We start from the raw sequence: 20,063 nt of genomic DNA on the forward strand, positions 1-20,063 counted from the left end.
ATGGCTTGGGGCAAGACATGGTAGCAGCATCAGAGCTTCCGATTAGTACGGTACGTGAAGGTACGACCGCCATCGATATGGCGGAAATGATCTTTGGTAACGGGGTGACGGTCACCGGAGCAACCTACTACGGCGATATTGACAGCGCTGGCACCTATTCCAACGGTGACGCAGTCGCGCCTGGTGTGGCACCAGGGGACACTGGCATCATTCTGTCCACTGGCAATGCAGAGGATTTCACCAACTCAAGCGGCCAGTCCAATCAGCGGACCAATACTTCGACCGATACGTCAGGCACCGATTACTTTGGTCAATATAACAACGCCGCAAACGCCAGAACGTATGATGCCGCCACGCTGGACGTCGACTTTATCCCCGACAGCGACACCATGACGATGCAGTTTATCTTCTCATCCGAGGAATATCCCGAGTTTGAGAATTCAATCTATCAGGACTTCGTCGGTGTCTGGGTCAACGGTGTGCTGGTACCCATGGACGTCGGGAACGGCGACGTGGACCCTGGCAACGTCAATACGTCCAACAACATCAACATGTACGTCAACAACCAGACGGACGATTACAATACCGAGATGGATGGTTTCACCATCACGCTCACCCTGACGATGAACGTGATCCCGGACGAGGTAAACTCCATCCGGATCGCCATCGCTGACGTCGCGGACAATCAGTACGATTCAAATCTGCTGATCGCTGGCAATTCCCTGCAAAGCGATCTCATCGCCGTTTCCGACAACGTCGACCTGTTCCCGGACGGTGAAAAAGACATCGATGTTCTGAGCAATGACCTGAACGACGGTCCCGGCACGCTGACCATCACACATATCAACGGGATCAGCGTTGTTGCGGGTGATACGATCACCCTGCCGACGGGTCAGACGGTACGGTTGAATGCGGACGGGACATTTACCGTCACCGGGGACGGCGACGTTGAAAATTTCAACTTCACCTATACGATCGATAACGGTGTCGATACGGATGTTGGCTTTGTTAATGCGACGGGGGTGCCCTGCTTTGTCGCCGGCACGATGATCGCAACCCCTGACGGGGAACGCGCGGCCGAAACGCTAAAGCCCGGCGATCTGGTGCTGACGCAGGACGACGGCCCACAACCCTTGCGCTGGATCGGCACGCGACAGGTTGCAGCGACCGGTGATTTTGCCCTGATCCACATCCGCGCCAACACATTTGGCGCGCATCGTGACTTGCTGGTCTCTCCACTGCACCGGGTGTTAATCCGGGACAATCTGGCGGAACTGCTCTTTGGCGAAGCCGAGGTGCTGGTTGCCGCGCGCGATCTGGTGAACGACCGTTCCGTGAGCCGTCGTGCCGGGGGTGAGGTTACCTATGTCCACTTGCTGTTTGACCGCCATCAGGTTGTGTTCTCCGAAGGACTGGAGACGGAAAGCTTTTTGCCCGGTCCGCAGACGACCAAAAGCTTTGAGCGGGAGGTGGTCGAGGAGATCTGCGCAATATTTCCCGAAATCGACCCTGAGACCGGCCAAGGCTATTCACCTTCAGCCCGCAGAACGCTGAAACGTTACGAGGCGGATCTTCTGCGCGCCTCAAAGGTGGCCTGAGGATGACTTGGCTTGCCCTATGTGATCACGATGAAAGACGGCTGTCCTTGCGCGGCCTTGGTACCGACAAGAAACCCGCTCCCTTAATGCAGGACGATCCCGGTGCGCTGCTTACACGCGGTAGCATCGTCTTTGAGACGCGGCTGTCAGCGGATGGCCGTCCACAGGTTCTTTTTGCCTACAAGGATACGTACCCGCAGCTGCGGAGCCTGACATTTCAGGCGATTCCCGGCGGCGGCATTGCAATGGTGCAGGTGCAGGGTGAGCACATCTGTCATGCTGCAATTTCACACGCCAAGGCCGGACGAACGGACGTCGCACGTATTACCTATGCGTGGGATGCGGATCACAATTGGGGTCGGATGGCGCTGGAAAAACCTGAAGAAACGCAGGTGACAAGCGTCTACGTCGAAAACCCTTGCCCGCTGTCCTTGGAAGACATCCGGGGTCTGATGCTGGGCCGAAGTGATCAGACGTTTTCCACTGACATGGTATTTGCCGCGCTATCCGATCAGATTGAGCCGGTGGGACCGATGCCAACGCTTTTGCCCGATACGCCGCTTGCGACACCTTGGGGGTACAAGCCCGCTGACAAGCTGCGGCGCGGGGATACGGTGCTGACGCGTGACGACGGGGTTGTACCGATCCTGCAAAAGGTCAAGCGCATGGTGCCCGCACGGGGCAGCTATCATCCGATCCGCCTGCGTGCCCCTTACTTCGGGCTGCAACAGGACGTCATCGTATCCCCTGATCAGCGTCTGATCATCGATGGGCCAGAGGTTGAGTATCTGTTCGGTCAGGAAGCCGTGCTGGTTCCTGCCAGGCATCTGGTCAACGGGTTTGCCGCGCTGAAAGAGCCTTGCGGCCCAACGATCAGCTACACACAGTTGATTCTGCCGAGGCACGAAACACTGATCGCTGCGGGTACCTGGGTCGAAAGTCTGTATATCGGTCGTATCCGTCGGAACAGTGAGCATCTTGTCGGCAGTCTACTGCACAGCTTTGACCGGTCTTTGCTGCCAGAGCATCCCCGCCCGGCCCATCATGTCCTGCGCTGGTACGATGCTATCCATCTTGCCCGCAGGCGTGCGGGATAAGGGCGCTTATTGAACTCAATTCTGAAAAATATGGTAAGGTTTAGCCTAATCGCCTGTCACATCCTAGTCAAAGAATGGCGTCATCTGCGCGACAATGACTGAATTCTCCTCAAGCGCACGTTGCATCAGTTCGCGCTCTTCGGCGTCGATCTCTTGCCCGTCCGCTTCGCGCTCAGCCAAGGTGCCATAGCCTGTCACGTCTAGGGGATTGGTGTCTGCCTGCTTTAGAATGGCAACCGTTTCGCGCACTGCTTCGGCTTCATCCACGCCGGAGGCAAAGCACATCAGCGCTGCACCGGTTGCCTTGTCTGGCAGCCCATCGCCTTCTTTCCGGCCAATCTGAACCAGCAGGGTATAGACCTGCTGTCGGGACGGTTTCTTGGGCTTCTTGGTCTCAGACATGACAAGGGCTGCCTTTCTCACGGAAAAGCAGCCCTAGCGTGTTCTTGAGAAGTTGAAAAGCCTTACGCAGATTTACGCATCGCCGTGATGGCAGCGATCAGGATGCATGCACCCACAAAGCCCACGAACAACTGACCAATCCAGCCACCCAATGTGGACCCAAAGAAGAACATCAGGATCGCGTTGAAAAGCATCGCACCGACGATACCTATGAAGATGTTGAGCAGTAGCCCGTGATCACGCTTCATGAATTTTTCGGCCAGCCAGCCCGCCAAGCCACCTACGATAATCGCCGCGAACCATCCAAGACCTGTCATGTTACTTCTCCTGTCAATTTCTGACGGAGTAACGCGCCGGGCCTGATCTGGTTCCCGATCAGTCGCGCAACAGTTCGTTGATTGAGGTCTTGGAACGGGTCCGTTCATCCACCCGCTTGACGATCACGGCACAGTAGAGGTTCACGTTGTTCTTGGATGGCATGGTGCCTGCAACAACGACAGAACCTGCAGGCACTTCGCCATACATTATTTCGCCTGTTTCACGGTCCACGATCTTGGTCGATTGGCCGATAAACACGCCCATGCCCAGGACAGACCCCTCACGCACGATGCAGCCTTCGACCACTTCGGAACGCGCACCGATAAAGCAATTGTCCTCGATGATGGTCGGACCGGCCTGCATGGGTTCCAAAACGCCGCCGATACCGACGCCGCCCGACAGGTGCACGTTCTTGCCGATCTGGGCGCAGGAGCCAACAGTGGCCCATGTATCTACCATGGTCCCGCTGTCCACGTAGGCGCCGATGTTCACAAAAGACGGCATCAGCACCACGCCGGGCGCGATATAGGCCGAGCGGCGCACGACGCAGTTCGGCACCGCGCGGAAACCGGCCTCTTTCCACTCGGCGTCGCCCCAGCCCTTGAACTTGCTGTCAACCTTGTCCCACCAGCCGGCGCCCTGCGGGCCACCTTCCTGATGTTCCATATCCTTGATGCGAAAGCCCAGCAAAACGGCTTTCTTGGCCCATTGGTTCACGTGCCAGTTACCGTCGTCCTGCTTTTCCGCGACGCGCAGCTTCCCACTGTCGAGGGCGTTCAATGTCTCTTCGATCGCGTCACGCACCTCTCCGGTGGTCGCCGAAGTGATCTGATCACGGGTATCCCATGCGGCTTCGATTGCGGTCTCAAGTTGTGCGTTTGACATGGACGGGCGCTCCTGATGCGAAGTTGACGTTGGCGCGCTATACCTTTGCGCACCGTTGGGCGCAATCGTTCAGCGCCATTTGATGGAACAACCCATCGACGGTGTCTGGTCCTGCGGCCCCCTGCCCGTCTCTGCCACTTGCCGCATCGCGTTCAGCAATTCCGGCACACGGTTGGCAGGATCATCCTTCATCCCGATATTGTCGAGCCGCCCACTGTATTGCAGCCCGCCAGCGGCGTCGAATCCAAAGAAATCAGGCGTGCATACCGCACCATAGGCCTTCCCAACCGTCTGATCCTGATCCACAAGATACGGCGCGGTCAGCCCATGCACCTTGGCAAAATCCACCATCTTGTCGGGGGCATCAGCGGTATATTCAGTGTAGTCATTTGACATGATTGCAGCGCATCAAGCGTGTCCATGTCTTTTGCCAATCGGTCAATCAGCGCAATAACATAGGGACAGTGGTTGCAGATAAAGGCAATCAGCATGCCCTTGGGTCCCATGATGCCGTGGCGGGTGTGGTGCGCGCCATGCGGCGTGGCAAGATCGAAATCCGGGGCTGGCCAGCCAAAGTCGCAAACCTGCGATTTCAACAACATCGAAACGCTCCTCCCAAACTGCCCGCTATCCTGTGCAGACAGATTGTCCCGGTCAATCGCAAAGACGGTTTTGCGCTTCGGAGATCTTAATTTCGCTGATGCCGATAAAATCTGCGCGACGCACAACAGACTTGTTTGCACCCACGATCAGCACTCATTAAGGGCAGTCCAACTGCGCCTTGCATGTTCACCTGATCCGCGTAACGCTGCGCCGAACACCGTCCCGGAGATATCAATGAAAGCCGACAACCGCCGCCACCCGCTGCGCGACGCACACACCGACATCGAAACCGCTGAGGCGATCCCGGATACGCCACAATCACGCGCCCCTGCGTACCGGCTTGCCTTTACCGATAACGATTTCATGTGCCGGGACGAATTGCGCCCCGTGCGACTTCAGCTTGAGTTGCTCAAGCCCGAGTTGCTGATGGAAGAGCAAGGGATCAAGTCAACGATCGTTCTGTTCGGCGGCGCACGCATTCCGGAGCCTTCGAAAAAGGATACCGCGCGTACGAAAACACTGGCGGAATTGTCGCATTTCTACGATGAGACACGCGAATTCGCGCGACTTATGACTCTGAAATCAATGGAGAATGGCGGCAAGGAAGACGTCATCGTGACGGGTGGTGGTCCCGGCGTGATGGAGGCCGGAAATCGTGGCGCTAAAGATGTGGGCGGTCATTCAATCGGGCTGAACATTGTCTTGCCGTTCGAACAGGCGCCGAATGAATATGTCACCCCGGAGCTTTGCTTCAATTTCCACTACTTCGGCATTCGTAAGATGCATTTCCTGATGCGCGCCAAAGCGATCTGCGTCTTTCCCGGCGGATTCGGCACCATGGATGAGCTGTTTGAGTCGCTGACCTTGATCCAGACGGGACGCATGCAGCGCGTGCCATTCCTGCTGTTTGGCAGGGCCTTCTGGGAAAAGATAATCAATTGGGATGCGCTGGCCGATGCAGGCACCATTTCAGCCGAGGATCTCGACCTTTTCCGGTTCGTCGAAACAGCCCAAGAAGCGATGGACCTGATTGAGAATTGGGATCCAGCGCCCGCACGGGATTCATTGCCCGGCAGGTAGCACGCCCAGTCAGACCCTGTTCAGGCGGTCATCTCTGCTGGCAGCACACCGACTTCAACGTGGTGCGGCAGTGTTTCAACAACCTGACCGTGGTCGGTGTCCTTGATGGCGTAACCGTAGCCTGCCAAACGGTGCTTCCATTCGCGGGTAGAAAGGGAACATTCCCGCTCTCGAATAACAAGCTCGATCACCTGTGCGGTGATGAAAGGGTCTTTGTTGAACATGATGGACATTGGTATGCTTCCTGATTGCGTTGCTTCAGGAAACAATCTGAAAGCAGACCGTGGCAGCAATTGCGCGGAATCAGGGCGCCCAAAAGGTTATTTCAAGGACAGAGGCTGCCGTTGACCTAACGTCCAATTCCATTTTATTTGTTTGAAAACATTAATTTATGCTTAAGCCACTATTCGCCGCCTGTGCGAATGAAGCGATAAAATCGCCTTGTTCTACTGTATCGGGAATTGAAACACCTCGGGCCTGCGAGGTCCTTGCCACGGCTGTTTGCGCTGTTTCTCCCAACGCAATCAAGATGCAAGCCGCAACCATTCCAGACCGGCCGATCCCTGCCCGACAGTGGATGGCAATATGCTTACCAGCCTCAAGGGATGCTTTCACATCACCAATCAAGCTGGCAAAACTTGCGCGGTCAGGCAGGCCAAAGTCCGCAATCGGGAAAGACTGGAAACAGATACCAAAGGCTGCACAATGGTCTGCCTCCTGTGACATTCCCAGATCAACAGCTTCTTCCACCGGCAACATGGCCAGGACATCGGTGACACCAAGCGCCTTCAGATCAGCAAACGTATGGCTTGCCTCACTGGCTGGCGGGCATGACATGATACGCATCGTTCCCGGCGTATCCGTAGGCACGATAAAGCTGCGGTGGGTCACCTAGCCGGTCAGCCCGGCTTCTGCTTCGATTTGCTTGCGAGACTTGCGCGCCCGTTCGGTCGCTGATTTCAGCTGACCACAGGCCGCCATGATGTCCTCGCCCCGTGGCGTGCGGATGGGCGATGCATAGCCAGCCTTGTAGATGATATCGGCAAAGCGATGGATGCGGTTGTTCGACGACCGCTTGTAAGGCGCACCGGGCCATTCGTTGAATGGAATGAGGTTGATCTTGGCCGGGATGCCGTCGATCAGCTTGATCAGGCGGTGCGCGTCCTCGTCACTGTCGTTCACACCGTCAAGCATGACGTACTCGAAGGTGATCCGCTCAGAATTCGACACTTTCGGATAGGCCTTCAACGCTTCCAGCAATTCCGCGATGTTCCAGCGCTTGTTGATCGGTACCAGCTTGTCGCGGACCTCATCCGTGGTCGCGTGAAAGGACACGGCAAGCTGACACCCGATTTCCTCGGCCGTCCGCGCAATTTCGGGCACGACGCCAGAGGTCGACAGCGTAATGCGGCGGCGGGAAAGCTGAATGCCTTCGGCATCCATCGCGATCTTCATCGCGTCGCGCACATTCTCGAAATTATAAAGCGGCTCGCCCATCCCCATCAGCACGATATTGGACAAAAGCCGGGTTTCGTCCTTTGGCGCGCCGATTTCAGGCCATTCGCCCAGATCGTCACGGGCTACCAAGACCTGCCCGATAATCTCAGCGGCAGTCAGATTGCGCACAAGCTTTTGCGTGCCCGTGTGACAGAAAGAACAAGTCAGCGTGCAGCCAACCTGAGAAGAGACACACAGCGTGCCACGCCCCTCTTCGGGGATATACACGACCTCAACCTCGTGACCGCCAGCAATGCGCACCAGATATTTCCGCGTGCCATCTTCGCTGACTTGACGAGTCACCACTTCCGGCACTTCGATCACGAACTTTTCCGCCAAGTCAGCCCGATACGCCTTGGCAAGGTTTGTCATCTCGGAAAAATCGCGGACGCCCCATTGGTAGATCCACTGCCAAATCTGGCCGACCCGCATTTTCGCCTGTTTCTCAGGGGTACCGGCCGCGATCAGCGCCTCGCGCATCCGATCTCGGGTCATACCCACAAGGTTCATTGGACCTTCCGGCAGTTTGCGCGGAATGGTGTGTACGTCTTGGGTGATCGGTGCAGTAGCGGACATGAGGCGACTCGCGGCTAGGGTGATGCGCCTCTATATAGGAGCCTGCAGAATTTGCAAAAGGGTGCGGCCAACGTGATGCGAACAGGCGGCCTGCGCGATTTCCCGGAATCGGCACATGGAAACGGTGCAAACCTAGCCTGCGGATTACCCCCCGCAGCGCTTGGCGGCGTCCTCAACAGCGGCCGTGAACCCAAGCAGGCTGAACGTATCTTTCGTATTCGTGCCCCTGCCCGAACGCCCCGACAGCACGGCATTTGCACCGCGCTTCATTGCCGTGATGATCTTGGCATCATCATCGGTCGTTGCAGGCCATGCCCATTCACCTTCGGTGAAAAGCTCAAAAGACGTACCGGAAATTTCCATTGTGACGGTGGAGCCCGACGCGAAAGGATATCCGCCCGTAAAGGCCACCTGACCCTTGGCACCGGCAGAGGGACGGTAAAACACCATCAGCAACGTCTGCCCCCGGTTCACCGCAACCACGCGACCGTCGCGGGAATTCACGGTTTCCTTCGGCGTAGAAACCCCCCAGCATTCAGTTGGATTGTCTTCGACAAACACGCTCCAGTCGGTCTTGGCCGCCACGCGATTTGTGCTTTGTTCCTGTGCGAGGACACCCGTCGCCATCACGGCCATCGTCCCGATTGCGCACCCAATCGTCTTCATCATTCCCATTGTCCAGCCTCCAAGCTGTCCTTGACCTCAATACCTTTCAGACACCCGTTGGCGGTGCTTTGCTCACCGCTCTTGTTCCAAGCGCCTGTTATCTTGTCGACGAAGAGCATATTAACGCCAAACAAGCGACAGACGAAACCCTGATTGGCAGGTTTTCGCTTAACTAAAAGGTGATGAATGACGCAACCGGCTCCTTTCGCAGAAATCTGGCGCGGCCCGTTTCTGGAGAGTGTCCACGAAGGGCACGCCGTCATCTGCGACGAGGCAGGTCAGATCGTGGAAAGCTGGGGCGACCCGGCGCATGTCATTCTGCCGCGTTCCTCGTCCAAGATGATACAGGCCCTGCCGCTGATCACCTCGGGGGCCGCCGATGCGCACGGCCTGACCAGCGAACAGCTTGCCCTGGCATGTGCGTCGCACAATGGGGCGGCCATTCACACTGACCGGGTGAATGCCTGGATGAATACATTGGGCCTGAGCGACGACGCTTTCCGCTGCGGCCCACAAGAGCCCGATGACCGTCCCGCGATGGAAGCCCTCATTCGCGCCTACGAAAAACCCTGCCAAGTCCATAACAATTGTTCGGGCAAACACGCGGGATTTCTGACGCTGAACGCGCATCTGGGCGGCAATGCAGAGTATATCGACCCTGACCATCCGGTCCAAAGGGCCTGTCTTGAGGCGTTTGAAACAGTCACCAAAGAAACCTCTCCCGGTTACGGGATTGACGGCTGTTCCGCGCCGAATTTCGCCTGCACGCTTCACGGCATGGCCCGCGCCATGGCCCATTTTGCGGCCGCGCCAGAAGGATCAGCCGAGGTGTGCTTGCATCAGGCGATGCGTTTGCATCCGGAGCTGGTCGCGGGCGAAGGGCGTGCCTGCACTGAACTGATGCGCGCGATGGACGGCAAGGTTGCGTTGAAAACAGGGGCCGAAGGGTTCTTTATCGCCATCCTGCCCGAACAAAAGCTCGGTATCGCGCTGAAAGCGGCCTGCGGCACAACCCGCGCTGCTGAATGTGCGATTGCGACATTGCTGGTGCGTCTGGGCGTTCTGGATGCCAATCATCCCGCAACACGCAAACGCATGAATGCGCCGATCACGAACCGGCGTGACATCATGACTGGTACGCTTCGGCCTGCGGCTGGATTGATCTGATCTTCGTGCGTCTGCGCGCCCTGCGATAGCATTTGCAGCCGCTGCCTCGAGTCTGCCTGCCTGCGTCAGGTCAGCACGAAGTCATCCTTGGTGTATCCCTGCACGTACAGAAGGGATGTCAGATCACCGTTGTTGATCCGAACGTCGCATTCTGCGGCGACCGCCGGTTTCGCGTGCAGCGCTACCCCCAGACCGGCGCGTTTCAGCATGCCAAGGTCATTGGCGCCATCTCCGACCGCGATCACATCTGCATCCGCGAGGCCCAGACGCGCGGTGACCTGCTCCAGCGTGTCAACTTTAGCCTGTTTGCCAAGGATCGGCTCCGCAACCTGTCCTGTCAGCGATCCGTCTTCGATGATCAGCGTATTCGCGCGGTTCTCATCAAAGCCCAGCGCCTGTGCCACCTGCGCCGTAAAAGCGGTAAAGCCCCCGGACACCAGCACCGACGTCGCGCCGTGCGCCTTCATCGTCGCGACCAAAGCCTTGCCGCCGGGCATCAAGGTAATTCGCTCTGCCAGAACCTTATCGATCACGCCTACGTCCAGGCCTTTCAACAAACCAACCCGTTCGCGCAGCGCGCCTTCGAAATTCAGCTCACCGTTCATCGCCCGCGCTGTGATGTCCTTGACGCGGGCACCCACGCCCGCCTCGTCCGCCAGTTCATCAATGCATTCCTGCTGGATCATCGTGCTGTCCATGTCCGCCAGCAACATCCGCTTCTTGCGGGCCTGTGTCGGTACAACAACCAGATCGACCTGCATGGACTGGCAGCTTTCCCAGACCTCCCACAGGTTGCCGGGTATTTTCGCGACAGCAAATTCTGCCGCCTCGTCCGGGGACAGCCAAATTGCATCGCCGCCGCCCCAGGCATTGCGCAGGCTTTCCACCAGCGCGGGCTCCAGCCCCTTGGTTTCAGGGGAAGTCAGCAAGACAACAGTGAACATGGGCAAAGTTTCCGATCCGCGTCAGTGATGTCGCAGAATTGCGAACGAGCGGCGGTCTAGACCCATTTTTCCGATTGTGCCAGCCCGGCGATCCCCGTAAGTGCGTCCGTGGGACACCCTTCCCCAACGAAGGGCGCATATCTGAGAGGGTAGCATTAATGGCTATTGAACAACCGGCAACGCGGCCGGCCAATCCGCGTTTTTCTTCTGGCCCCTGTGCCAAACCCCCCGTCTTTAATCTGAACAACCTTGCTGTCGCGCCTTTGGGCCGGTCTCACCGTGCCGCTGTGGGTAAGTCCAAGCTGCTGGAAGCGATTGAAACCACGCGCGACATCCTCGGCGTGCCTGCAGACTACCGCATTGGCATTGTGCCCGCGTCTGACACAGGCGCCTTTGAGATGGCAATGTGGACCATGCTGGGCGAGCGGCCCGCAGAAATGGTCGCTTGGGAATCCTTCGGGGCGGGCTGGGTCACCGATGTGGTCAAACAGCTCAAGATCGAAGCCAACGTACACGAGGCAGCCTACGGCGAGATCGTCGATATGGCGGCGCTCAACTATGACAATGACGTCTGCTTTACATGGAACGGAACGACATCTGGCGTCCGCGTTCCCACCGGCGATGTGATCCCGGCGGATCGTGGTGGTCTGACACTGTGCGACGCCACCTCGGCTGCGTTTGCGATGGATCTGCCCTGGGACAAGCTCGATGTGACGACGTTCTCCTGGCAGAAGGTGCTGGGTGGCGAAGCAGCGCATGGTATGTTGATCCTCAGCCCCCGTGCAGTGGAGCGGCTGGAAAACTACACGCCCGCATGGCCGCTGCCCAAGATCTTCCGCCTGACCAAGGGTGGCAAGCTGAACGAAGGCATTTTCCGGGGCGAGACGATCAACACGCCCTCCATGCTCTGTGTTGAGGATTATCTTCAGGCACTTACATGGGCAAAGTCCGTGGGTGGACTGAAAGGATTGATTGCGCGTGCGGATGCCAACGCGCAGGCGATTGCAGATTTCGTGACGGATCACGACTGGATCGAATTCCTTGCCGCTGACCCCGCGACGCGGTCGAATACATCGGTTTGCCTGAAGTTCTCTGATGACCGGATTACCGATGGTGCCGCCTTTGCAAAGGCGATTGCCAAGCGGCTGGCGGACGAGAACGTGGCGCTTGACGTGGGCGCCTACCGTGACGCACCTCCGGGTCTGCGTATCTGGTGCGGCGGCACGGTTGAAACCTCGGATATCGAGGCAATGCTGCCTTGGCTGGCCTGGGCTTTCGACGCCGAAATCAACGCATAACGCTCATCACGAGATTTCATCTCTTCTTCGCGAGGACAGCCGCTGGCTGGACGAGCGACCCTGCATGAAAGGACCGAAAATGGCTCCCAAAGTACTCATCTCCGACAAGCTCAGCGACGCGGCCGTGCAAATCTTCAAAGACCGCGGCATCGACGTGGATTTCCAGCCCGATCTGGGCAAGGAAAAGGACAAACTGGCTGAGGTAATCGGCAACTACGATGGCCTTGCCATCCGCTCCGCCACCAAAGTGACAGAAAAAATCCTCGCCAATGCACCGAACCTCAAGGTCATCGGGCGCGCCGGTATCGGCACGGACAACATCGACAAGGATGCGGCGTCCAAGAAAGGTGTGATCGTGATGAACACGCCATTCGGCAACATGATCACCACCGCCGAACATGCTATCGCCATGATGTTCGCCGTGGCCCGTCAAATTCCCGAGGCCAGCGCCTCGACCCACGCTGGCAAGTGGGAGAAATCCAAGTTCATGGGCGTAGAACTGACCGGCAAGACCCTTGGCGTGATCGGTGCGGGGAACATCGGCGGCATCGTTTGCGACCGCGCCCGTGGGCTCAAGATGAAGGTCATCGCCTATGATCCCTTCCTTGGCGATGAGAAAGCGCAAAAGATGGGGGTCCAGAAGGTCGAGCTAGAAGAACTGCTCAAGCGGGCAGACTTTATCACCCTGCACGTTCCCTATACCGATCAGACAGCCAACATTCTGAGCCGCGAAAACCTTGAGAAAACCAAGAAAGGTGTGCGGATCATCAACTGTGCGCGTGGCGGTCTGGTTGATGAGGAAGCGCTTGCCGATCTGCTGAATTCCGGCCACGTCGCCGGGGCGGCGTTTGACGTGTTCAAGGTTGAACCTGCCACTGAAAACCCGCTCTTTGGTCTGCCAAACGTGGTCTGCACGCCTCATCTTGGGGCCGCGACAACAGAGGCGCAAGAAAACGTAGCGCTTCAGGTTGCCGAGCAGATGTCCGACTACCTGCTGACAGGAGCGGTCAGCAACGCGCTGAACATGCCGTCCGTCACCGCCGAAGAGGCCAAGGTCATGGGTCCATGGGTCAAACTGGCGGGGCATCTTGGTGCCTTTATCGGGCAGCTGACGGATGAGCCGATCAAGGCGATCAACATTCTCTACGACGGGACGGTTGCCGGCATGAACCTTGAAGCGCTGAACTGTGGCGTGGTTGCGGGTATCATGAAACGTGCCAACCCTGATGTGAACATGGTCAGTGCGCCAGTAGTGGCCCGTGAAAAGGGTATCCAGATCAGCACCACAAATCAGGACAAATCGGGGGTCTTCGACGGCTACATCAAAGTGACCGTGGTCACGGAAAAGCGTGAGCGTTCCATCGCGGGCACTGTCTTCTCGGATGGCAAGCCGCGCTTTATCCAGATCAAGGGTATCAACATCGATGCCGAGGTTGGCGCACATATGCTTTACACCACAAACGAGGACGTACCGGGCATCATCGGCACGCTGGGTCAGACCATGGGCGAAAACGGCGTGAACATCGCCAACTTTACCCTTGGCCGTGCCGAAGAAAAAGGCGAGGCGATCGCGCTGCTCTACGTGGATGAAGTGGTGCCGACACCGGTGATAGACAAGCTTTGCGCAACCGGCATGTTCAAACAGGTCAAGCCGCTGGAATTCGACGTAGCCTGAACTGCTGCAGACTGTTAGATGAAATGCGACCCGTCCCGTTTCTGGGGCGGGTCGTTGCTTTTTGAGGAAGACAATGACCCAGCCAATCTATGCCGTTGGCGATATTCACGGCCAGCTTTCACAGTTGGAGCGGGTTCTGACGCTGATCGAAAAGGACGGCGGACCGGATAGCAAGGTCGTCTTTCTTGGCGATTATGCGGATCGCGGACCTGACAGCCGGGGTGTGATTGACCTGCTGATTGAAGGGCAGGCACAAGGCCGCGACTGGTCCTTTCTCAAAGGCAATCATGACCGGATGTTCTGTTGGTTCATGCAAGATTATCCAAAGCACGATGCCTATCTGCCTGTTGCGCTTTACTGGCTCCACGGACGGCTTGGTGGGGATACGACGCTTGCCTCTTACGGCGTTGAATTTACAGAATCGACACGCGAGCTTGAGGTGCATCGTATGGCGCAGGAGGTTGTTCCGGCGTCACACCTGCGGTTCCTTGACCAAACACAGCTGTCATTTGAGACAGACGCGTTGTTCTTTGCGCACGCAGGTATTCGGCCTGGGGTACCATTGGACAAACAGACGGAGCATGATCTGCTTTGGATCCGGCATGAATTTCACAACGATCCCCGGCCACATCCAAAGGTCATCGTGCATGGGCACACGCCGGTTGGCCAAGCGCAACACTATGGAAACCGCATCAACCTCGACAGCGGCGCAGGGTATGGCAAAGACCTGACAGTGGCTGTTTTCGAAGGTCACGATTGTTGGTGTCTAACAGACAGCGGCCGCGTTCCGATTTCTCGTGAACAAGCTGATTAGGAAGGGTTCACCGCCTTTGCAGGAGGCTTGAGCTGTGTCGCGAAGCCATCGAATGTAGGTCCATGTAGCAGACTGGCGTTTGTTTTTTCGATTTTGGACATGACCGCCCTGCTTTGTCCATCAGGGCCCGGCCCCGGCTCTCGGAGGACGACTGCCTTGATCCGGCCTGGATGCCGCTTGATGGCGTCATGGTATACGAACGCATCGTGCTGGCCGGTATCGCCAACAAGCACAAACGGCAGATCAGGATTGGCTGCCAGCAAGGTATCGATACTGTTGCCCTTATGATCACCGTGGGTGCCCGTGATGAATTGTGTCTTACTCAGCCCAAGATCGCGTAGAAATTTCGGGCCGCGCACCAGTCCTGCCTTGTCAAAGATCGTGACCAGAAAATGGTGCAGGTTCCAAGGACTGGAACTCACGTAGTAGACCGGGTTGCGCCCGCCCGCTGACAAGTCGCTCATGAAACTTAGCGCATCGGGAAAGATACGCCGCGTGGCGATATTTCCCGTCAGCGAAGTCCAGAGATTCCGCAAAAGCGAATACGCACCTGTTTGCAACATGGTATCATCAATATCTGAGATGACCCCGAAATCGGCCTCATCGGACGCAATCATAACCGGGCAAAGAGCTGTTGTGTGCTCACCGGAAACCGTTACTTCGACGTCGATCCATCCTGTGCGGTCATCACGGGGCAAAAGCAGTGTGAAATACCCTTCCTCATCGGAGCGGGCAGCCACATTTGAAGAAGACACCTCAGCATTGGCGACCTCATCCGTCAGGAAGAGGGCGAACATCTGTTTGAAGTTCGTCCACCGCGACTGATTTGGCTTTAGCTTGTTCCGCCTGACAGATGTCAAAACGCGCCCGCGCACCACAAGGTGGTCTGGCGTTGCATATCCGATATACGGCTCAATGATGCGCCGGGTGTCGCGCTGTCCGCGAATATGGTCGATGACCTTTTCGGTCCGCCACGCAACCGCATGGAGTGCTTGCTTGATCATGGGGTGCCAACGCACAGCGCCTCTGAATGGTTCAGATTGAATTGAGGGTGAATCCATTCAACAAAAATGACGGGCCGTCAGGGCTGACAGCGACGTCATAATTCGCGTAGATACAGCCAAACTCCGGGAGAAAGCACATGAGCAACGAAATCGTAATCCTTGGCGGCGCACGCACCGCGATTGGCACCTTTGGTGGGGCGCTGGCGGGAACCCCGCCGACTGACCTTGGCACGGCAGCAGCCAAAGCAGCAATGGAACGCGCCGGGGTTGAGCCCGGCCAGATCGGTCATGTCGCGTTTGGCAACGTGATCAATACAGAACCACGGGACATGTACCTCAGTCGTGTGGCCGCGATGCAGGCCGGTGTGCCTGAAACGGTGCCGGCGATGAACGTGAACCGGTTGTGCGGTTCCGGCGTGCAGGCCATCGTGTCTGCCGCTCAGTCGCTGATGCTGGGCGACGCCGATTTTGCCTTGGCGGGCGGGGCCGAGAATATGTCTCGTTCTCCCTACATCCTGCCGGATGCGCGTTGGGGCCAAAAGATGGGCGATGTTCGGACGGTTGATATGATGCTGGGCACGCTGAACTGCCCCTTTGGAACCGGCCACATGGGCGTGACGGCGGAAAATGTCGCGAGTGAACACCAGATTAGCCGGGAAGATCAGGACGCTTTTGCACTGGAAAGCCAGAAACGCGCGGCAGCAGCTATTGAGGCGGGGTACTTCAAAGACCAGATCACGCCGGTCGAAGTCCGCGTCAAACGTGACATGGTGCCGTTCGAGGTGGACGAACATCCCAAGGCGACAACAGCCGAAGCGTTGGCCAGCCTGCGCGCGGTGTTCCAAAAAGACGGCAGCGTGACGGCGGGCAACGCCAGCGGCATCAACGACGGCGCGGCGGCAATTGTGCTGGCCACGGCTGGTGCGGCAGAAGCAGCTGGGCTGACACCGCGCGCGCGCATCCTCGGATACGCCCATGCGGGTGTACGCCCGGAAGTCATGGGTATCGGACCGGTTCCAGCAGTTGAAAAGCTGTTGGAACGCACGGGCCTCAATGCGTCAGATTTCGACGTGATCGAAAGCAACGAAGCTTTTGCCTCGCAGACACTGGCTGTCACCAAGAACCTGGGTTTTGATCCGGCAAAAGTGAATCCAAATGGTGGGGCGATCGCGCTTGGGCATCCGGTTGGCGCGACAGGTGCGATTATCACTGTCAAAGCTCTGTACGAGCTGGAGCGCATTCAGGGTAAACGCGCCCTGATCACCATGTGCATCGGCGGCGGTCAGGGCATTGCACTGGCGATTGAGCGAATGGGCTGAGAAGCGGGCGTTCGGGGGCATCCCCCGAACGCCGCCAAAGGCGTGTGACAGGTCTGGCTTGAGAATTGCGGGATTTGTGGCGATGCCACACTGATCTATGCCAAAAGTCAGATCTGATTGATCCGCAGCTTTCGTGATCCTGCGGTACCCAATCCCTCAGTGCTGTCGGGGCCGTATATGTTCCCGCGCAGAGCATTCGCAGCGTCTCGCGCCGGGATGAGTCTGCCCAAAAGGTATCGAACTCACCGTTGGCGATGACCTGTGGCCGGGCATCCAAGATACCGCGTCTTTCGAAGAAAAGCCTGCCGAGCACCTGATCGTATCTCAAATCTCCCACGACCGTTCGACTTGGATGAACAAGGACAATATCGGCAAAGCGGCCCAAGGAAACGACCGTGGCTGGGAAATCGTGACGGGTTGGGGGCGGCCGTTGCCGCATAGGGAAGCGCCGCCAGAAACGCAAGGAGCCCCGAAGAGAAGAAACGTTTCATGGCATTCATCGTTGGCTGGTGCAGAAACCAGGCCTTGGTCTTTGCTCAACTCCGGTAAACAACCGGTTGATAGCGCGTGATGCGCGCCCATGAAAATCTCGGAATTTCGAACTAATTTAAGGAAAGATCGCCGTCGTATCGCCGCAAGCTGATTGCTTGCCGTTTCACGGACGCGTCACAAAGGTGTGCCAATCAGCATCGGCCTCCAGAAACTCTTGTCCGATGAAATCGGCGCATATCCAATGCAAATGATTTCGCCCGACAACCCTGCAAAAAGCCCGGTTGGTAGCGCAACATAGTCGCGCTAGAGAAGCACTTCTATTGTTGCAACAAGCCCTACGCCAACAAGCGCACCGATCATTGCAGTCAAAGCGAACCAGCGTTTACGCGGACGGCGATCGACTTGCGGCGGGTTTGCCTGCGCCATCAGCGCATCCTCAACCAGTGCCGGCAAACGCGGGCCAAACCGGGCAAGCACCATCGCGGTATTGGCGAAATCCGTGATCACCGCACGAGGTCCGATGGATTTGGTGATGTAGCTGGTTACAATCGGGCTGGCGATTTCCCAGATGTTGATATGCGGGTTCAGTGACCGCGCCACCCCTTCAACCACGACCATCGTCCGCTGCAACAAGATCAGTTCGGTCCGGGTCTCCATCCCGAAACGCTCTGTCACCTCGAACAGGTAGGTCAGCAACCGTGCCATTGAGATACGCGTGGCGTCCATGCCGAAGATAGGCTCGCCCACTGCGCGCAGAGCGCGGGCAAATTCGTCTACATCCTTGTCGGCGGGGACGTATCCGGCTTCAAAGTGGACCTTCGCCACACGTTTGTAATCGCGGCGGATGAAACCATAGAGGATCTCGGCATAAACCCGGCGGGTGTATTCATCAATGTAGCCCATAATGCCAAAGTCATAAGCGATAATGTCGCCGTTCTGAGCGACCTTTAAATTGCCCTGGTGCATGTCTGCGTGAAAAAATCCATCGCGCAGCGCGTGGTTGAGGAACAGCTGCAATACGCGATTGCCCAACGCGACGCGGTCGTGCCCGGCCGCGTCAATCGCCGAATTGTCGCCCAGCGGTACACCATCCGCCCATCCAAGTGTCATCACGCGGCGCGCCGACAGGTTCCATTTGATCGGCGGCAGCTGAAAACCCTCGTCATTCGCCGTGTTCGCTGCAAACTCTGACGCGGCAGAGCTTTCAAGCCGCAAGTCTAGCTCACCCCTGACAACGCCGTCGAAATGTTCGATCACGTCCATCGGGCGCAGACGGCGCGAGCCGGGCGAGAATATTTCGACCATTCGGGCAGCAAGATAGAAGGCATCCACATCCTTGCGGAATGCGCGTTCTATGTTCGGGCGCAGCACTTTCACCGCCACATCTTCGCCGGTCTCGGCAATCTTGGCTCTGTGCACCTGGGCAATTGACGCCGCAGCGACCGGCTCACTGAATTCCGAGAAGAGCTGATCTACCGGCAGGCCCAACTCGCGTTCAACCTCGGCTTTGGCTTCTTCGATGCTGAAGGGGGGCAGTTTGTCCTGAAGCACGCGCAGCTGCACAGCCAGTTCATCGCCCACCACATCCGGGCGGGTCGAAAGCACCTGTCCAAATTTGATGTAGGCCGGTCCCAGCGCTGTCAGGGCGCGGGTCGCAGGCGGCATGGTCGGATCACCCCGGTAGCCCAGCCATTTGAACGGCAAGCCAAGGGTGCGCGCCACGAAGCGCAGGGCCGGAGGCGCCTCAAAGGCATCGAGGACGACATTCATCGCACCCGTGCGTTCCAACGTGGCCCCGGTTCGGACCAGTCGCCATATGTTATGTGGGCCGCGCAAAGCTCAGAGCTTCCAGCCAGAGTGCAGGGCCGCGATGCCCATGGTCAGGTTTCGATACTTGGCCTGTTCGAAACCCGCCTGTTTCACCATATCAAGGAACGTCTCCTGGTCGGGGAAGTTACGAATGGATTCGACGAGATACTGATAACTGTCGCGGTCGTTCGCGATGACCTGCCCCATGCGGGGGATCACGTTGAAGCTGTAAAGATCATATGCTTTTTGCATCATCGGGTTGGGCAACTGACTGAATTCCAAGACCATCAGCCGCCCTCCCGGTTTCAGCACCCGGAACGCTTCATTCAGCGCTTCTTGCGGTCGGGTGACGTTCCGAATGCCGAAGCTGATCGTGTAGACATCAAAGCTGTTGTCCTCGAACGGCAGCGCCATCGCGTCACCCACGACCCAATCAAGGCTGTCAGCCAGTTGCGCGGCCTCTGCCCGCTTGCGGCCCTCAATCAGCATCCCTTCAGTCAGGTCGCATACTGTCGCATGCCCGTACCCGGCCCGCTTGAGGAACTTGAAGGACACATCCCCTGTTCCCCCAGCCACATCCAGCAGCTTTTGCCCGGCGCGTGGCGCCAGCCAATCCATCATCGCTTCTTTCCAGACGCGGTGGATCCCGACGCTCATTACATCGTTCATGATGTCGTACTTGTTGGCCACGTCTGAGAAAAGGCTGCGCACCATGCCAGCCTTTTCGTCTTCGCGCACGGTTTGCGCGCCGAATTGTGTTGTCTTGTCCGCAGCCATATCACGTTCCTGCCATATGTTCGTCCATGTGGGGTTATACCC

Annotated in this window: 21 protein-coding genes; 8 read left to right on the forward strand and 13 right to left on the reverse strand. The window is 57.6% G+C overall.

The window, feature by feature from the left end; genetic code table 11:
* Positions 1-17 precede the first annotated feature (17 nt).
* Positions 18-1,598 carry a Hint domain-containing protein gene (locus tag GV827_RS03285; RefSeq protein WP_164352282.1) on the forward strand — a complete coding sequence of 527 codons (1,581 nt, stop codon included), beginning with the start codon at positions 18-20 and terminating at the stop codon, positions 1,596-1,598.
* 2 nt (positions 1,599-1,600) lie between these two features.
* Positions 1,601-2,695: a Hint domain-containing protein gene (locus GV827_RS03290; RefSeq protein WP_164352283.1), complete on the forward strand. Its 1,095-nt coding sequence runs from the start codon at positions 1,601-1,603 to the stop codon at positions 2,693-2,695.
* Positions 2,696-2,758: 63 nt separating this feature from the next.
* On the opposite strand, the gene GV827_RS03295 is transcribed toward GV827_RS03290, so the two are convergent.
* The 5 genes from GV827_RS03295 to GV827_RS23975 form a co-directional block, all read right to left on the reverse strand.
* Positions 2,759-3,097, reverse strand: a complete 339-nt coding sequence (locus tag GV827_RS03295) for a hypothetical protein (RefSeq protein WP_164352284.1) — start codon at positions 3,095-3,097, stop codon at positions 2,759-2,761.
* Positions 3,098-3,159: 62 nt separating this feature from the next.
* The gene (locus GV827_RS03300; protein ID WP_164352285.1) at positions 3,160-3,414 is read right to left on the reverse strand and encodes a GlsB/YeaQ/YmgE family stress response membrane protein; all 255 of its coding nucleotides are present in this window, start codon (positions 3,412-3,414) and stop codon (positions 3,160-3,162) included.
* Positions 3,415-3,472: 58 nt separating this feature from the next.
* Complete coding sequence (gene dapD, locus GV827_RS03305; protein WP_164352286.1) at positions 3,473-4,300, reverse strand: 2,3,4,5-tetrahydropyridine-2,6-dicarboxylate N-succinyltransferase; 828 nt, start codon at positions 4,298-4,300, stop codon at positions 3,473-3,475.
* A gap of 69 nt (positions 4,301-4,369) precedes the next feature.
* The gene (locus GV827_RS23970; protein WP_328823103.1) at positions 4,370-4,696 is read right to left on the reverse strand and encodes a thioredoxin domain-containing protein; all 327 of its coding nucleotides are present in this window, start codon (positions 4,694-4,696) and stop codon (positions 4,370-4,372) included.
* A complete protein-coding gene (locus GV827_RS23975; protein WP_328823104.1) occupies positions 4,621-4,902 on the reverse strand; it encodes a thioredoxin domain-containing protein in 282 nt (93 codons plus the stop codon). Before GV827_RS23975 ends, GV827_RS23970 begins: the two co-directional genes overlap by 76 nt.
* A 235-nt stretch (positions 4,903-5,137) precedes the next feature.
* Here GV827_RS23975 and GV827_RS03315 point away from each other — a divergent pair, with 235 nt between their 5' ends.
* Complete coding sequence (locus tag GV827_RS03315; RefSeq protein WP_164352287.1) at positions 5,138-5,983, forward strand: LOG family protein; 846 nt, start codon at positions 5,138-5,140, stop codon at positions 5,981-5,983.
* A gap of 20 nt (positions 5,984-6,003) precedes the next feature.
* Here GV827_RS03315 and GV827_RS03320 read toward each other — a convergent pair whose 3' ends face one another.
* The 4 genes from GV827_RS03320 to GV827_RS03335 form a co-directional block, all read right to left on the reverse strand.
* A complete protein-coding gene (locus tag GV827_RS03320) occupies positions 6,004-6,216 on the reverse strand; it encodes a hypothetical protein (protein ID WP_164352288.1) in 213 nt (70 codons plus the stop codon).
* Positions 6,217-6,367: 151 nt separating this feature from the next.
* A complete protein-coding gene (locus GV827_RS03325; RefSeq protein ID WP_328823112.1) occupies positions 6,368-6,829 on the reverse strand; it encodes a protein-tyrosine phosphatase family protein in 462 nt (153 codons plus the stop codon).
* 45 nt (positions 6,830-6,874) lie between these two features.
* Entirely contained in the window at positions 6,875-8,056 is a 1,182-nt protein-coding gene (gene rlmN, locus GV827_RS03330) for a 23S rRNA (adenine(2503)-C(2))-methyltransferase RlmN (protein ID WP_164352290.1), read from the reverse strand.
* Between the two features lie 144 nt (positions 8,057-8,200).
* Positions 8,201-8,731, reverse strand: coding sequence for an invasion associated locus B family protein (locus tag GV827_RS03335; RefSeq protein ID WP_164352291.1), 531 nt, complete (start codon positions 8,729-8,731; stop codon positions 8,201-8,203).
* A gap of 177 nt (positions 8,732-8,908) precedes the next feature.
* On the opposite strand from GV827_RS03335, the gene GV827_RS03340 reads away from it, so the two are divergent.
* On the forward strand, positions 8,909-9,889 hold the full coding sequence (locus GV827_RS03340) for an asparaginase (protein WP_164352292.1): 981 nt from the start codon (positions 8,909-8,911) through the stop codon (positions 9,887-9,889).
* A gap of 65 nt (positions 9,890-9,954) precedes the next feature.
* Here GV827_RS03340 and serB read toward each other — a convergent pair whose 3' ends face one another.
* Positions 9,955-10,833 (reverse strand): phosphoserine phosphatase SerB, encoded by an 879-nt coding sequence (gene serB / locus GV827_RS03345; RefSeq protein WP_164352293.1) that lies wholly within the window; start codon positions 10,831-10,833, stop codon positions 9,955-9,957.
* Positions 10,834-10,991: 158 nt separating this feature from the next.
* Between serB and GV827_RS03350 the strand changes: the two genes are divergently transcribed.
* From GV827_RS03350 to GV827_RS03360, 3 genes are all read left to right on the forward strand, one after another.
* On the forward strand, positions 10,992-12,131 hold the full coding sequence (locus GV827_RS03350; protein WP_164352294.1) for a phosphoserine transaminase: 1,140 nt from the start codon (positions 10,992-10,994) through the stop codon (positions 12,129-12,131).
* A gap of 79 nt (positions 12,132-12,210) precedes the next feature.
* Positions 12,211-13,806, forward strand: coding sequence for a phosphoglycerate dehydrogenase (gene serA / locus GV827_RS03355; RefSeq protein ID WP_164352295.1), 1,596 nt, complete (start codon positions 12,211-12,213; stop codon positions 13,804-13,806).
* A gap of 73 nt (positions 13,807-13,879) precedes the next feature.
* Positions 13,880-14,620: a metallophosphoesterase family protein gene (locus tag GV827_RS03360; RefSeq protein ID WP_164352296.1), complete on the forward strand. Its 741-nt coding sequence runs from the start codon at positions 13,880-13,882 to the stop codon at positions 14,618-14,620.
* Here the strand turns inward: GV827_RS03360 and GV827_RS03365 are convergent.
* Positions 14,617-15,624 carry an App1 family protein gene (locus GV827_RS03365; RefSeq protein ID WP_164352297.1) on the reverse strand — a complete coding sequence of 336 codons (1,008 nt, stop codon included), beginning with the start codon at positions 15,622-15,624 and terminating at the stop codon, positions 14,617-14,619. The two genes, GV827_RS03360 and GV827_RS03365, sit on opposite strands and share 4 nt — an antisense overlap.
* 137 nt (positions 15,625-15,761) lie before the next feature.
* Here GV827_RS03365 and GV827_RS03370 point away from each other — a divergent pair, with 137 nt between their 5' ends.
* A complete protein-coding gene (locus GV827_RS03370; RefSeq protein WP_164352298.1) occupies positions 15,762-16,943 on the forward strand; it encodes an acetyl-CoA C-acyltransferase family protein in 1,182 nt (393 codons plus the stop codon).
* 795 nt (positions 16,944-17,738) lie between these two features.
* Here GV827_RS03370 and ubiB read toward each other — a convergent pair.
* Complete coding sequence (ubiB, locus tag GV827_RS03375; protein WP_164352299.1) at positions 17,739-19,271, reverse strand: 2-polyprenylphenol 6-hydroxylase; 1,533 nt, start codon at positions 19,269-19,271, stop codon at positions 17,739-17,741.
* A 3-nt stretch (positions 19,272-19,274) separates the two neighbouring features.
* Positions 19,275-20,021, reverse strand: a complete 747-nt coding sequence (ubiE, locus tag GV827_RS03380) for a bifunctional demethylmenaquinone methyltransferase/2-methoxy-6-polyprenyl-1,4-benzoquinol methylase UbiE (RefSeq protein WP_164352300.1) — start codon at positions 20,019-20,021, stop codon at positions 19,275-19,277.
* Positions 20,022-20,063: the final 42 nt, after the last annotated feature.

It is taken from the genome of Sulfitobacter sediminilitoris, assembly GCF_010667575.1.
In the GTDB taxonomy this organism is placed as follows: domain Bacteria; phylum Pseudomonadota; class Alphaproteobacteria; order Rhodobacterales; family Rhodobacteraceae; genus Sulfitobacter; species Sulfitobacter sediminilitoris.

Excerpts from the sequence above, each read along its gene's own strand:
- rlmN (WP_164352290.1), bottom strand. The coding sequence starts at position 8,056 with ATGTCCGCTACTGCACCGATCACCCAAGACGTACACACCATTCCGCGC.
- GV827_RS03315 (WP_164352287.1), top strand. The coding sequence starts at position 5,138 with ATGAAAGCCGACAACCGCCGCCACCCGCTGCGCGACGCACACACCGAC.
- GV827_RS03365 (WP_164352297.1), bottom strand. The coding sequence starts at position 15,624 with ATGATCAAGCAAGCACTCCATGCGGTTGCGTGGCGGACCGAAAAGGTC.
- GV827_RS03350 (WP_164352294.1), top strand. The coding sequence starts at position 10,992 with ATGGCTATTGAACAACCGGCAACGCGGCCGGCCAATCCGCGTTTTTCT.
- serB (WP_164352293.1), bottom strand. The coding sequence starts at position 10,833 with ATGTTCACTGTTGTCTTGCTGACTTCCCCTGAAACCAAGGGGCTGGAG.
- GV827_RS03300 (WP_164352285.1), bottom strand. The coding sequence starts at position 3,414 with ATGACAGGTCTTGGATGGTTCGCGGCGATTATCGTAGGTGGCTTGGCG.
- GV827_RS03370 (WP_164352298.1), top strand. The coding sequence starts at position 15,762 with ATGAGCAACGAAATCGTAATCCTTGGCGGCGCACGCACCGCGATTGGC.
- GV827_RS03285 (WP_164352282.1), top strand. The coding sequence starts at position 18 with ATGGTAGCAGCATCAGAGCTTCCGATTAGTACGGTACGTGAAGGTACG.
- ubiE (WP_164352300.1), bottom strand. The coding sequence starts at position 20,021 with ATGGCTGCGGACAAGACAACACAATTCGGCGCGCAAACCGTGCGCGAA.
- GV827_RS03290 (WP_164352283.1), top strand. The coding sequence starts at position 1,601 with ATGACTTGGCTTGCCCTATGTGATCACGATGAAAGACGGCTGTCCTTG.
- GV827_RS03335 (WP_164352291.1), bottom strand. The coding sequence starts at position 8,731 with ATGGGAATGATGAAGACGATTGGGTGCGCAATCGGGACGATGGCCGTG.
- GV827_RS03340 (WP_164352292.1), top strand. The coding sequence starts at position 8,909 with ATGACGCAACCGGCTCCTTTCGCAGAAATCTGGCGCGGCCCGTTTCTG.
- GV827_RS23975 (WP_328823104.1), bottom strand. The coding sequence starts at position 4,902 with ATGTTGTTGAAATCGCAGGTTTGCGACTTTGGCTGGCCAGCCCCGGAT.
- GV827_RS03320 (WP_164352288.1), bottom strand. The coding sequence starts at position 6,216 with ATGTCCATCATGTTCAACAAAGACCCTTTCATCACCGCACAGGTGATC.
- dapD (WP_164352286.1), bottom strand. The coding sequence starts at position 4,300 with ATGTCAAACGCACAACTTGAGACCGCAATCGAAGCCGCATGGGATACC.
- GV827_RS03295 (WP_164352284.1), bottom strand. The coding sequence starts at position 3,097 with ATGTCTGAGACCAAGAAGCCCAAGAAACCGTCCCGACAGCAGGTCTAT.
- serA (WP_164352295.1), top strand. The coding sequence starts at position 12,211 with ATGGCTCCCAAAGTACTCATCTCCGACAAGCTCAGCGACGCGGCCGTG.
- GV827_RS23970 (WP_328823103.1), bottom strand. The coding sequence starts at position 4,696 with ATGTCAAATGACTACACTGAATATACCGCTGATGCCCCCGACAAGATG.
- GV827_RS03360 (WP_164352296.1), top strand. The coding sequence starts at position 13,880 with ATGACCCAGCCAATCTATGCCGTTGGCGATATTCACGGCCAGCTTTCA.
- GV827_RS03325 (WP_328823112.1), bottom strand. The coding sequence starts at position 6,829 with ATGCGTATCATGTCATGCCCGCCAGCCAGTGAGGCAAGCCATACGTTT.